We start from the raw sequence: 13,221 nt of genomic DNA on the forward strand, positions 1-13,221 counted from the left end.
ATTTTATTTGAAATGTGAAAAAGTGTTAAAGCGCTTCGCTTTGGTGGTTGGAGGTTAGAGACTGGAGGTTAGTTTTTATTTTTTTTGAATGATAAACTCTCTCTATTGAATTTATTTCAAATCCGAAATTTAACATTCGAAATCCGAGTGACCTAACCTCTAATCTCCGATCTCTAACCTCTAACTAAATTTGCTATCTTTGCCGCATGATAAAATCCATGACAGGGTATGGAATTGCCAGTTTTGATTCGGGCAGTACAAAATACACCGTAGAGGTTAAATCCCTGAACAGCAAATTTTTAGAACTATCACTTCGTTTGCCGAAGATTTTTGCCGAAAAAGAGTTTCAGCTGCGTAATGACTGCAGCAAGCTTATTGAACGCGGTAAAGTAAACTTATCTATCAATACCGAACAGGTAAGCCAGTCGGTAAAAGCGGCGGGGATCGATAAAGATCTGCTTAAACACTACTATAATCAACTTAAATCGGTTAGTGAAGAGCTTGGCGAACCAACCGGCAACTTGCTTCAGCTGGCATTGGGCTTACCAGAGGTTGTGAAATACGAAGAAGATACCATATCCGAAGATGAGTGGAAAGCCGTTGAGAAAACTTTCCAACAGGCTATGGCCGCTTTCCAGGATTTCAGGTCACAGGAAGGCAATGTTATTGAACTGGAGATTAAAGGGCGTATTAACACTATATTAAAAAACCTGGACCTTGTTGAGCTGGAAGATCCAAAACGAGTTCCTTTGGTCCGCGAGCGCCTTAATACGTTTTTAGCCGAAGCCGCAAGCCGCGAAGCTATAGATCAAAACCGGTTTGAACAGGAACTGATCTACTATATCGATAAGCTTGATATTACCGAAGAAAAGGTAAGGCTGAAAGCGCATTGCGAATACTTTATCGAGACATTAAAAAACGCCGATGCAAACGGCAAAAAGCTGGGCTTCATTTCGCAGGAGATTGGCCGCGAGATCAATACATTAGGATCAAAAGCCAATGATGCCAACATCCAGAAACTGGTAGTAGGCATGAAAGAAGAGCTTGAAAAAATTAAAGAACAACTGTTAAACGTATTGTAAAGTTCATAGATGATGGTTCGTAGTTCATGGATTACTTCCATTGCCCTATAACCAGCTATGAACCATGAACTAATGAACGATGACCAAAGAAGGTAAACTCATCATATTTTCGGCTCCCTCAGGTGCTGGTAAAACCACCATAGTACATCATTTGCTGGGAAAAATTCCTGATCTTGAATTTTCCATTTCGGCCACCACGCGTGAGCGCCGCGGCGATGAGGTGCATGAAAAAGATTACTACTTTATAAGTAAAGAAGAGTTTTTGCACCGCATTGCCAAAAAACAGTTTGTTGAATTTGAAGAAGTTTATACCGGTACTTTTTATGGCACGCTCCGTACTGAAATTGAGCGCATCTGGGCAAAAGGCAAAACGGTAATATTTGATATTGACGTTGAGGGTGGCCTTCACCTTAAACGCAAATACGGTCCCCAGGCTTTGGCCATATTTGTACAACCGCCATCGCTTGAGGTTTTAATTGAAAGGTTGACCGGCCGTGGCACTGATAGTGAAGAAAAACTGAAAGAACGCTTTGCTAAGGCAGAAAAAGAGCTTAAATACGCTCCGCAATTTGATATTATACTCAAAAATTACGATCTTGAAACGGCTTGCGCAGAAGCGGAGGAATTGGTGAGTAACTTTATTAGCCCCCCGGCCCCCTGAAGGGGGAGTGCAAAAAACTCATTTTGTACACCGGGAGCGCTTAATCTACAAAACTTTTAATTTCCCCTTTAGGGGTTAGGGGCACAACATGAAGATAGGCTTACTGTTTGGTTCATTTAATCCTATACATATAGGGCATTTGATTATTGCCAATTATATGGCAAACCATACCACGCTTGATAAGGTGTGGCTGGTGGTATCGCCCCAAAATCCGTTAAAAAAGTATGGCGATCTGATCAACACTTATGACAGATTGGAGATGGCCCGCCTGGCTACTGATAATGCAACCAATATTAGTGTGAGCGATGTTGAGCTGAAGTTGCCCCAGCCATCGTATACCATTGATACCCTTGCCCATTTAAAGGAAAAATATCCCGAGCATGAGTTTGCCCTCATCATGGGTTCGGATAACCTTGGCTCCCTGCATAAGTGGAAAAACTATAAGCTTATCCTGCGCGATTACCGCATTTACGTGTACCCACGCCCCGGGTATGAAAACGCCGAACTGGCCGATCACCCTTCGGTTACCATCACCATGACACCGCTTATGGAGCTTTCGGCAACGTTTATCCGCAAATCAATAGCCGAAAAAAAGAACGTACAGTTTTTTGTACCAGACCCGGTATTGAAATTTATTGAGAGCAAAAGCTTGTACAGGTAACTCTGTAAATCTAAATCGCCCGTCATCGCTTTGTACCTTAAAGCAATGACGGGCGATTATTAAGTGTGGGTTTACCCAATAAAATGATATAAAAACACAACTTCGCCGGTAAAAGCCGGTTTGCGCTGGTCTTTTATTTCGAGTTCGATGGCCATGGTGGATTTCGTTGTGCCACGAAGGTTAAGCAAGCTGGTCAGCTTTACCTTTAACCGTACTTCATTATCAACCAGCACCGGCTGTGCAAAACGAAGGTTTTCGATACCGTAATTAATTTCCATTTTCAGGTTTTCGATCTTTACGATCTCTTTCCATAGGTGAGGGATAAGTGAAAGTGTAAGGTAGCCATGTGCAATGGTTGACTTAAACGGGCTTTCAGTTTTTGCCCTTTCCGGGTCGGTATGGATCCATTGGTGATCGAGGGTTGCATCGGCAAATTTGTTGATCTGCTCCTGCGTAATGGTGTGCCATGATGATACGCCAAGGTCGTTGCCAACCTGCTGTTCAAACTCCTGAAAACTGCTGATTACAATCATATTGGTTTATTGATAGTTAGGTTTTTTTAATATTGAAGCCGCAAAGGTATTAAATTATAGTGTTTATTCGCCCAGTAATGCCTTTAAGCTTTCCAGTGTGTCTGCTTCTTCTTTTGGTTTGTCATGCCGCCACCTCAATATCCGCGGGAACCGCAATGCTATGCCCGATTTATGACGGGTGGACTTATTGATACCCTCAAAACCTATTTCAAACACCAACTCGGGCTTTACGGTACGTACGGGACCAAATTTTTCGATGGTATTGCGTTTTACAAAATAGTCGACCTTATTGATCTCCGCATCGGTAAGCCCCGAATAAGCCTTGGCAAAAGGCACCAGCTTGTCGCCATCCCAAACGGCAAAAGTATAATCTGCATACAGGTCGGCCCGGCGGCCATGACCTTTTTGGGCATAGATCATCACAGCATCCACCGATAGCGGATCGATCTTCCATTTCCACCAATCGCCCCTGCGGCGGCCTACCTGGTAGGCCGCGCTTTTGCGTTTCAGCATGATCCCCTCGGCTATCATAGCGCGCGACTGTTCCCTGATACTTCCAAGCTGCTCCCAGCTTTCAAACTGAATCAGCGATGAAATACGGAACACTTCGGAATATCGTGTCTCTGTTTGTAACTGTTCCAAAATTTCCCGTCTTTCAGTTTGGGATTTATAGCGGATATCTTCACCTTTATGTTCCAGGCAATCATAAGCAATAACGGCTACAGGGCTTTCTTCCAGAATTTTTTTGCTGAGATTTTTTCTGCCGATACGCGTTTGCAGCACGTTAAACGGCATAGGCAAGCCATTTTGGAAACTGAGGATCTCGCCGTCAATCACCGTACCATCGGGGAGGGCATTTAAAAAGAGATGCAGCTCAGGAAACTTCTCAGTAGCCAGATCTTCGCCACGGCTCCAGATAAAAATCTCGCCGCCGCGCTTTATCATTTGCGCACGGATCCCATCCCACTTCCACTCGGCCTGCCAGTCGGATGCATCACCGAGGGCGATCCCTACTTCAGCAGGAGTTTTTTGTTTTTCGGACGTTTCCTGGATAGGATAGGCCAGGAAAAAAGGATAAGGCCGGGAGATATTAGCTTCGGCATCCTGCTCCGCCATCAATTGCGAAAACTGATAAGTTTCGGGCAGCCAGCTCCCCATAATGCGATGGGTAAGTACTGCGGGTTCGAGTCCGGAAATATCCGCCAGCGCCTTGATTACCAAATTTTGTGATACGCCAACCCTGAAACTGCCGGTTAGCAGTTTATTAAACACAAAGCGTTCCTGGCTATCCAGCATGGCCCATGAATCCATCAGCCATTCTTTTTTTCGCTCTTCAGTTTTATCGTTAAGGGCATTAATCTCGGCTATCCATTCGGTAAGCGTTTTGCTGCTGCTTGCGTCACTTTGAGGCATAAGTAATGCCATAGTTTCTGCCAAATCTCCCACTACATGATAGCTTTCCTCAAAAAGCCAGGCAGGAATGTGTGATGCCTCGATGGCCCAGTTTCGTACCAGCGTTGAATTGATCTGCCGCTTTGCCCGGCGACCGGTAAACAAAGCAAGCATGTGCATTTTATCGGTATCGGGCACTGTATTAAAATAGTCTTTTAATACTTTAACCTTTTCGTTGGTTTTATTGGTTTCGTCAAGCGAAAGAAAGAGTTGGGCGAAGGCTTTCATGAATCGGCCCCTCCAACCTCACTTAAATCCTCTCCAAAGGAGAGGACTTCCTTTTCTGGTTCTCCGGCGCTTGGAGCCTCCCCTTCGGGGAGGTTGGAGGGGTCTTCTTCGCCTCCATACAAAGTATGCACCTCATGTGCATTAAAACCAATCTCATTTAAATATCTCGAAAACGTGGCTGTGTATCCATGGGTAAGGTAAACGCACTCACAATCCGTAGCGTCAATAGCGCTAATGAGACCATCCCAATCGGCATGGTCAGAAAGCACAAAACCCCTGTCGGCAGCGCGACGGCGTTTAGCCCCGCGGATGGCCATCCAACCCGAACAATAACCAAAACTATACGGCTGAAACTTACGCATCCAGGGCGTACCTACTGATGAGGGTGGCGCTATGATGATGCCTTTCCTAACTTCTTCTTTTGAGCTTTCCTGCGTAATTCTTTCGGTTGGGTTTAACAACACGCCATTGCGACGAAGGGCTTCATTGGTATTTTCGATAACACCATGAGTATAAATCTTTCCATTAAACAAATCGAGGTTTTGCAATATACGTTGTGCTTTTCCTAAAGAATAACCCACCAATACGGTGGCCAGTCCGTTATCAAGGTTATTACGCCACCAGCTATTAATCTCGTTAAAGGTTTGTACCTGCGGTTTCCATTGGTAAACCGGCATCCCAAAAGTACACTCTGAAATAAAGTGATGGCATTTAACCGGCTCAAACGGAGTAGAGATCCCATCATCTTCTACCTTGTAATCGCCGGATACTACCCAAACCTCGCCTTTGTATTCAACCCGGATCTGCGCTGAGCCGATCACGTGGCCTGCCGGGAAGAGTGACACAGTAACACCATTCTTGTGTACTATTTCACCATACTCAACCGTTTGCAGGTTGATTTCGCCTAAACGGTACAATAAAACCTCGCGCGAAAGATGATGGGCAAGGTAATGTTTATGCCCCCAATAAGCATGATCGGCATGGGCGTGGGTTATTACAGCATCATCAACCGGCTTCCATGGATCGATATAAAATTTGCCCTGCGCGCAGTAAATCCCTCTATCTGTAAATTCAAGCAGCGGTTTTTTAGCCATGTTATATAAACTACTGATAAGCAAATTGGTTTGCCCCCGGGGGCCCTAAAGGGGGAGCATCCCAAAAACAAAAAAAATGTCATTTCGATAGAGCAAGGGCAGACTTGAGCGGCGGGGCGAAAGAGAAATCTTATACGCCATGCAGGCCGCTATGCATGGCGTAAGATTTCTCCTCCCCCCTTCACACATTTTCCACAACCGGTTCGTCGAAATGACATTTTCTTTTGAAGCTTACGTTGTTGGTTATTTAAACCACAACTTCGCCTGCTTTTCATCTACCTGCAATCTCACTTCTCGCCCTAATACCAAACTGTTATTATCGGGGATATGCCCTGCCGGGAAATCGAAACATACCGGGTAGTTATATTCTTTAACAATCTCCATCACTATTTGGGACACAGTTTGGCCAAACGGTATGTCATTATCTTTGATATCGGTAAAGCCGCCTACTACCAAACCTGCGAGTTTTTTTAGTTTACCTGCCCTGTCCAACATCCGCAGCATTCTATCTACCGAGTACAAATACTCACCTACGTCCTCTATAAACAGAACCTTATTGTTATAATCCAGATCGGACACCGACCCTGCAGCAGCTACCAGCAACGATAAATTACCGCCTACAATGGTACCTTTGGCTTTGCCTGGTTTATTAACATCATGTGTTGTAAATTCATAATTTAATTCCTCGCCAAACAAGGCTCTTCGTAAAGTATCGATCGAATGTTTGGACGCATCGGGAATGTTAACCGGCATTTGCCCGTGAATGGTTTGCACCCCATAATTAGTAAACAAGTGGGTATGTAATAGCGTTATATCGCTAAAGCCGATAAGCCATTTGGGATTTTGTACAAAACGGCTAAAGTCAACCTTGTCAATCATCCTCACGGTTCCATAGCCCCCACGGGCGGCAATGATGGCTTTGATACTGTCATCGTCAATAAAACGCTGCATATCGGCTGCCCTAAAATCATCATCGCCGGCAAATTGATGAAATGAGGCGTCTACAGTATCTCCCAAAACAACTTCCAGTCCCCAGCTCTGCAGAAGCGCGATAGCATCTGTCATGGGGTTGGGCAGTTTTTTGGCAGGGCAGGTGATGGCTATTTTGTCGCCTTTTTTGAGGTATGAGGGTTGAGTTTGAACCATGATTTTAAAGATTGAACGATTACCTTGATAATAAGAGAAAAAAATCAGGAAATCCTTAAATCATGAGCATCATGGTTCAGGCATTTTTCCCACTTAAATCAATTATCTTTGCACACTATTTACCAAGGCGATATTTAATGTCACAACTCAACAAATATAAACGATTCACCATTACATCGGCCCTGCCTTATGCCAACGGCCCCTTACATATCGGTCACCTTGCCGGTGCTTACCTGCCGGCAGATATTTTTGTGCGGTATTTAAGGTTGAAAAAGAAGGACGTGGTGTACATATGCGGCTCGGATGAGCACGGTGCTGCTATTACCATCAAAGCCAAAAAAGAAGATACTACCCCGCAAGCCATTATCGATAAATACCACAAACAGATAAAAGATAGTTTTGAAGAGTTCGGTATCGCATTTGATATTTATCACCGTACCTCGTCGCCTATTCATCATGAGCTAAGCCAGGAGTTTTTCCTGAACCTATATGAAAAGGACGAGTTTATTGAAAAATTCTCCGATCAGTATTTTGACGAAGATTATCAGCAGTTTCTGGCCGACCGTTATATCATCGGAACCTGCCCTAATTGCGGTAACGAAAATGCCTACGGCGACCAGTGCGAGCGCTGCGGCACCTCCCTTAGCCCTACCGACCTCATTAACCCGATCTCGACCCTAAGTGGCAAAACGCCCGTGCTTAAATCAACCAAACACTGGTACCTCCCTTTGGATAAATACCAGCCATGGCTGGAGCAATGGATAGATGCCAAAGAAGGCAGCTGGAAAGTGAATGTTTTTGGCCAGTGCAAATCATGGCTAAAATCGGGCCTGCAGCCGCGCTCCATGACCCGCGACCTTGACTGGGGCATTGACGTACCGCTGGCCGAGGCTAAAGGCAAAAAGCTTTATGTGTGGATGGATGCGCCTATCGGTTATATTTCGGCCACCAAGCAATGGGCTATTGATAACAAAAAAGACTGGAAGCTATACTGGAAAAAACAGGCCGATGAGCAGGATGATGCTTGCTTATTGCATTTTATCGGTAAGGATAATATCGTATTCCATTGTATTATTTTTCCATCTATACTGCACGCGCACGGCGAATATATTTTGCCGCAAAACGTACCAGCCAACGAGTTTCTGAATTTAGAAGGCGATAAACTTTCCACTTCGCGTAACCACGCGGTTTGGCTGCATGAGTACCTGGAAGAGTTCCCGGGCAAACAGGACGAATTACGCTATGTGCTAACCTCCATCCTACCCGAAACCAGCGACAGCGAGTTTACCTGGAAAGATTACCAGGCCCGGGTAAATAACGAGCTGGTAGCCATATTAGGTAACTTTGTGAACCGGGTAATGATATTGATGCATAAATTTTACGACGGTAAAATTGAGGCTGATACTGAAAAGATAGAATTTACCGACGCAACCCTGAGCACTGGCATTGGCGAATATTATGATGAGATAGAAAAGAACCTTGAAGCTTACCGCTACCGCCAGGCTTTGCAGGCTGTAATGGATATGGCCCGCTTAGGTAACCGTTACCTAACCGAAAAAGAGCCGTGGAAAACCATTAAAACAGAGCCTGCCGCTGCTAAAGAAGCGCTGCACAATTGTTTGGTGCTGATTGGTCACCTCGCTACCGTGGCGCAGGCCTTTTTACCCGCTACAGCTAAAAGGATCATTACTATGCTTAACCTGCCTAATGAGCCGATAGCTTATGACCAGGAAATGTATTTTAACAACGGTCACCAGTTGAACCCGGCTGCGCTGTTGTTTGAAAAGGTAGAGGACGATGTGATAGAAGCCCAGCTTAAAAAGCTATCAGATAAGAAAGCCGCTGCGGTTCCGCCAAAATCGGCCGATGTGTTACCTGCAAAGGAAAATGTTAACTACGAAACCTTTGCTACCATGGATATCCGTACAGGTACCATTTTAGCTGCCGAAAAGGTTGCCAAAACCAAAAAGCTGCTGAAGCTGACCATTGATACAGGAATTGACGAGCGCACCGTAGTATCCGGCATTGCCGAATATTATGAGCCGGAAAACATCATAGGCCAAAAAGTAAGCATACTGGTAAACCTGGAGCCGAGGGAGATCAAAGGTATTGTATCGCAAGGCATGATCCTGATGGCCGAAAACAGCGAAGGCAAGCTGAGCTTTGTTGCCCCTACTGAAGATTTCCACAATGGCGCAGTAATCCGTTAAATGTGCAGATTTAAGATGCGAAGATGCGCAAATGAGCTGTTTTTAAATTTTGAATTTTAGGGTGTGATTTTTCATCGAAAAATTGCACCTTTGCAAACTAAATAAAAGATCGGTCTTTTTTGAGGCTGATTTTTAAACGGTCCCGTAGTTCAACGGATAGAATAGGAGTTTCCTAAACTCTAGATATGAGTTCGATTCTCGTCGGGACCACATCCTAAGACAAAAGCCTTTAGACGGAAGTCTCAAGGCTTTTGTCGTTATTGGAACGTTAAAGTAGTTCGGTGATAACACCGAAAGCGAGAAAAAATAATATGAGAAGCTTTAGATGAAAATTCAAAAGCTTTCGTAATTCTTACTGAATAAATTAACTTTAGTTTCATGAAACCGATTCTTATCATTGGCTTATTGACACTTGCTTTATTGTTTTCAGGCGTCACTAATACTTTTTTTAAAACAAGCTTCACCGAAAAAGAAATACTTACTCAGTTGGATCTTGCCTTTAAAGGTATTCCGAGCGAATATTACCCGGCTGGGAAGAAAGATGATATTAAATACAATTTCTTTTTTGACCTTGAACATGGCTATTTTGCTACAGCGGGTAATCGTATCCATCTTTATGCGGATGCAAGTCGTTGGGCAATTGTTTTTGAAAAAAACGGTTACGCAAACCGTGGTGGTGATGCCGAGATCGAATTGGACTATATAGGAAACTGCATTAATTATCCTATAGATAAGTACCCTGAACGGAATTATATTACCAATGCAAGTCGTATAATATTAATTATTGGAGAAGAATACGAGCGAATACAAAACAAAAGCGGGTCGGAAATGGAACAGTTCGAGTTAGTTGATCCAAACGCTAACTATGTTATTGTGAGAGGTCATAAGGTTAAGATTGAACACATTGAAAAAAAATATACTCATTTTGGGATTAAGCCAAGGGCCTTCGATAACCCGAAGCGCCTAATAAATTTTGAGGGGTTAGTACGATACTTTAGCGAAACTCACCCCTTAATTATGAATGCAACCGAATACGATATCAAAGCGCATTTGCCAAGTGACCTGCCTGAAATATCGATTATAGATAAGTTTCATTTTGAGAGTGTTTATCAAAAACACATTTTGCCAAGTAACCAGGAAACCTATCAGTTGATTGCAAAAGTGCTTGTAACTGGAAATCCTGGTTTTTGGAAACCGAAAAACAAACCAAACAACCATTGGTCAAACTGGGAGTCGGGGAATTTATGATAGCTCCCTTACATTGCTTTTAAAACTTTCGTTAAGTATTCAACTCACGTATCGACTACTCAAAACAATATTGTAAAAGGAAAGCCTGCAAATAATTGCAGGCTTTCCTTTTACAGCAAAAATGCACTAATTTTTACCCCTGCTCAATCTGCTTCAAGCTATCCATTTTCTTATAAGCTAAAAATCCTTTAATATCCTCAAAATGTTCACGAACACGCTTATTTCCGAACTCAAATACCTTTTTCACCAGCCCGTCAAGGAAATCCCTGTCGTGAGATACGAGGATAAGCGTTCCGTCGAAATCTCTTAGGGCATCTTTGATGATATCCTTGGTTCTCATATCCAAGTGGTTGGTTGGCTCATCCAGGATCAATACGTTTACAGGTTCCAGCAACAGTTTGATCATTGCTAAACGTGTTTTCTCACCGCCCGAAAGTACCTTAACCTTTTTGGTAGTATCATCGCCGCTGAACATAAATGCACCCAAAAGATCTTTGATCTTTACTGTGCCATCGCTTAAGGGAATCTGGTCGATAGTATCAAACACGGTCAAATTCTCGTCTAACAAAGCTGCTTGGTTTTGGGCAAAGTAGCCGATCTTGGCGTTGTGACCTACTTTTAAGGAACCTTCAAAATCAATCTCGCCCATGATAGCTTTAATCATGGTCGATTTGCCTTCTCCGTTTTTACCAACAAAAGCCACTTTTTCGCCCCGCTCAATCACCATTGCTGCCTTTTGGAACACCACATGATCGCCATAGGTTTTTGTCAGGTCTTCAACCATTACCGGGTACTGACCGGAACGTGGCGATGGCGGAAATTTCAATCGCAAGGCAGATGTATCTACTTCATCTATCTCAATAACCTCAAGCTTTTCGAGCATTTTTACGCGGGATTGTACCTGCAAAGTTTTGGAGTACGTGCCTCTGAACCGGTCAATAAATTCCTGGTTATCGGCTATAAAACGCTGTTGTTCTTCGTATGCTTTTAATTGATGTACCCGGCGGTCAGCACGCAACTGGAGGTAATGGGTGTACTTGGCTTTGTAATCGTAGATCCTGCCCATGGTAACCTCGATGGTACGGTTGGTGATGTTATCAACAAATGTACGATCGTGGGAGATAACCATCACCGCCTTTGCCGAGTTTACCAGGAAATCTTCCAGCCATTGTATACTCTCAATATCCATGTGGTTGGTAGGCTCATCCAGCAAGATCAAATCCGGTTTCTTCAACAGGATTTTGGCCAGCTCGATACGCATACGCCAGCCGCCCGAGAACTCGGAAGTTTGGCGGGTAAAATCCTTGCGTTCAAAACCTAAACCCTTCAATACCTTTTCTACCTCCGCATCATAATTCACCTCCTCCTGCGAATAAAATTTTTCGCTCAGCTCCGATACCCGCTCAATCAGCTTCATGTAGTCGTCACTGTCGTAATCGGTACGAATATTAAGTTGCTCATTCACTTCGTCCAGCTCTTTCTGCATCTGATTAGCCTCGTCAAAAGCTTTCATCGTTTCCTCAAAAACGGTAACGTTATCCTGGGTAAGCAAGTGCTGCGGCAAATACGCTATTACCGCGTCTTTAGGGCCGGTTACATTGCCGGTCGTAGGTTTGGCCGCACCGGCGATGATCTTGAGGATGGTCGACTTGCCTGCGCCATTCTTACCCATCAGGGCTATCTTATCGTTCTCATTGATAGAGAAGGTTACGTCGCTAAATAAGGTGGTTCCGCCAAATGAAACGGAGATGTTGTTGACATTGATCACTGTATGGTAATATTGAATTTTGCGCAAAGATAAGTGAAAGACATAGAATTATGGCAGGAACTATGAAGAGGCTATCGAACCGCGTTTGCCTATACCGATGTTGAAGATTTGCAATCCACCTATATCAAAAAAATAAATAGCAAATAGCCTAATTTAGGAAACACTGCAAGCTATGAGCTTAGAAATATCCTCACTGAGGCCAAATTTCAACTAAAAAGCCTTTAATCTGAAGATCAAAGGCTTTTTACAAGATATAGGTTAACGGTGCGGAGATCATCTAACCATCCGCTGAATCTCCGCTGTTTCCTTTTAATAGTAAACCAGGGTTACTGGGTAATATTCACCGTTCCCATATCAGTGACGGTGCCGTTTGTTACCGAAATGTTAGTTACTGTTTTGATGGCATAGGGGCTAACCGGCACAAATTTCACCTGGTAACTGCCTGCTGCGAGGCCAGGAAAATAATATTTACCGGTGGCATCTGTAGTTGAGCCAATGGTGTCGGCACCTGTAATAGCATATACCTTTGGTGAGGATGCGGCCGGGCTAACTACACCGGTCAGTGCACCCGAAGCGGCAGTAGCAATTGCGCGGATCACTGGTTTGAGGATGTACTTGCCGTTACCGGTAAGTACAACGGATTGTGCGGCGTCGAAGTCCAAACGCATAGTGTAAGCGATACCGGCGGTAAGCTTATCATGAACGTTCAGCTTCACGCCGGAGGTCTGGCCACTTGGCGTAGTCAGGTCATATGATACTCCGGCTACAATCACACGGTTACCGCTGTCGTTCAACACCAGGCGCACCTGCTGAATAGTCCCTGCGGGGATATCCTGATCGGCCAGCACAGTATCACGGCCCGAACGGAAACGCAGGATATCAACCGCGCCTCCATCCACATTGAGCGTTTGTTCACCCTTGTCGGTTACAATGATCACACTTTTGATATTCAGGATTACGGCATCAAAAGCACCGGGGGCATCGGTCATCTTCACGGTCACGTGGGCGGTACTCCCGTTATTGGTACTATCCTTTTTACAGGAAAAGAGCATAAGGCTTAGGGCTGCAGTAAATAAAAATAGCTTTTTCATGATTTAAAAAGTTTGTTTATTGAGGGAACAAATCCGCCTATTTTTTG

At 44.2% G+C, this 13,221-nt stretch carries 11 protein-coding genes and 1 tRNA gene; 6 read left to right on the forward strand and 6 right to left on the reverse strand.

Annotation, left to right across the window (positions count from 1 at the left end; genetic code table 11):
- Positions 1–206 precede the first annotated feature (206 nt).
- From BLS28_RS23245 to nadD, 3 genes are all read left to right on the forward strand, one after another.
- Positions 207–1,082, forward strand: a complete 876-nt coding sequence (locus BLS28_RS23245) for a YicC/YloC family endoribonuclease (protein ID WP_256337519.1) — start codon at positions 207–209, stop codon at positions 1,080–1,082.
- Between the two features lie 79 nt (positions 1,083–1,161).
- Positions 1,162–1,743 (forward strand): guanylate kinase, encoded by a 582-nt coding sequence (gmk, locus tag BLS28_RS23250; RefSeq protein ID WP_090534749.1) that lies wholly within the window; start codon positions 1,162–1,164, stop codon positions 1,741–1,743.
- An 88-nt stretch (positions 1,744–1,831) separates the two neighbouring features.
- A complete protein-coding gene (gene nadD, locus BLS28_RS23255) occupies positions 1,832–2,404 on the forward strand; it encodes a nicotinate (nicotinamide) nucleotide adenylyltransferase (RefSeq protein WP_091173065.1) in 573 nt (190 codons plus the stop codon).
- Between the two features lie 71 nt (positions 2,405–2,475).
- On the opposite strand, the gene BLS28_RS23260 is transcribed toward nadD, so the two are convergent.
- The 4 genes from BLS28_RS23260 to BLS28_RS23275 form a co-directional block, all read right to left on the reverse strand.
- Positions 2,476–2,937 (reverse strand): MaoC family dehydratase, encoded by a 462-nt coding sequence (locus BLS28_RS23260; RefSeq protein ID WP_090534746.1) that lies wholly within the window; start codon positions 2,935–2,937, stop codon positions 2,476–2,478.
- 63 nt (positions 2,938–3,000) lie between these two features.
- Positions 3,001–4,617 carry an ATP-dependent DNA ligase gene (locus BLS28_RS23265; protein WP_091173068.1) on the reverse strand — a complete coding sequence of 539 codons (1,617 nt, stop codon included), beginning with the start codon at positions 4,615–4,617 and terminating at the stop codon, positions 3,001–3,003.
- Positions 4,614–5,711, reverse strand: coding sequence for a ligase-associated DNA damage response exonuclease (locus BLS28_RS23270; protein WP_091173073.1), 1,098 nt, complete (start codon positions 5,709–5,711; stop codon positions 4,614–4,616). The genes BLS28_RS23265 and BLS28_RS23270 overlap by 4 nt, the downstream gene beginning before the upstream one ends.
- A 243-nt stretch (positions 5,712–5,954) precedes the next feature.
- A complete protein-coding gene (locus BLS28_RS23275) occupies positions 5,955–6,857 on the reverse strand; it encodes a S66 peptidase family protein (protein WP_091173077.1) in 903 nt (300 codons plus the stop codon).
- A 137-nt stretch (positions 6,858–6,994) separates the two neighbouring features.
- Here BLS28_RS23275 and metG point away from each other — a divergent pair, with 137 nt between their 5' ends.
- The 3 genes from metG to BLS28_RS23290 all read left to right on the forward strand — a co-directional run bounded on the left by metG (position 6,995) and on the right by BLS28_RS23290 (position 10,315).
- The gene (gene metG, locus BLS28_RS23280) at positions 6,995–9,067 is read left to right on the forward strand and encodes a methionine--tRNA ligase (RefSeq protein WP_091173080.1); all 2,073 of its coding nucleotides are present in this window, start codon (positions 6,995–6,997) and stop codon (positions 9,065–9,067) included.
- A gap of 138 nt (positions 9,068–9,205) precedes the next feature.
- A tRNA-Arg gene (locus BLS28_RS23285) sits at positions 9,206–9,277 on the forward strand.
- A gap of 168 nt (positions 9,278–9,445) precedes the next feature.
- On the forward strand, positions 9,446–10,315 hold the full coding sequence (locus BLS28_RS23290; protein ID WP_091173082.1) for a DUF7003 family protein: 870 nt from the start codon (positions 9,446–9,448) through the stop codon (positions 10,313–10,315).
- Positions 10,316–10,448: 133 nt separating this feature from the next.
- Here BLS28_RS23290 and BLS28_RS23295 read toward each other — a convergent pair whose 3' ends face one another.
- Both BLS28_RS23295 and BLS28_RS23300 read right to left on the reverse strand, forming a co-directional pair.
- The gene (locus BLS28_RS23295; RefSeq protein WP_091173085.1) at positions 10,449–12,083 is read right to left on the reverse strand and encodes an ABC-F family ATP-binding cassette domain-containing protein; all 1,635 of its coding nucleotides are present in this window, start codon (positions 12,081–12,083) and stop codon (positions 10,449–10,451) included.
- 326 nt (positions 12,084–12,409) lie between these two features.
- Complete coding sequence (locus BLS28_RS23300; protein ID WP_091173087.1) at positions 12,410–13,174, reverse strand: DUF4382 domain-containing protein; 765 nt, start codon at positions 13,172–13,174, stop codon at positions 12,410–12,412.
- Positions 13,175–13,221 lie beyond the last annotated feature (47 nt).

This window comes from Mucilaginibacter gossypii (genome assembly GCF_900100945.1).
Lineage (GTDB): Bacteria > Bacteroidota > Bacteroidia > Sphingobacteriales > Sphingobacteriaceae > Mucilaginibacter > Mucilaginibacter gossypii.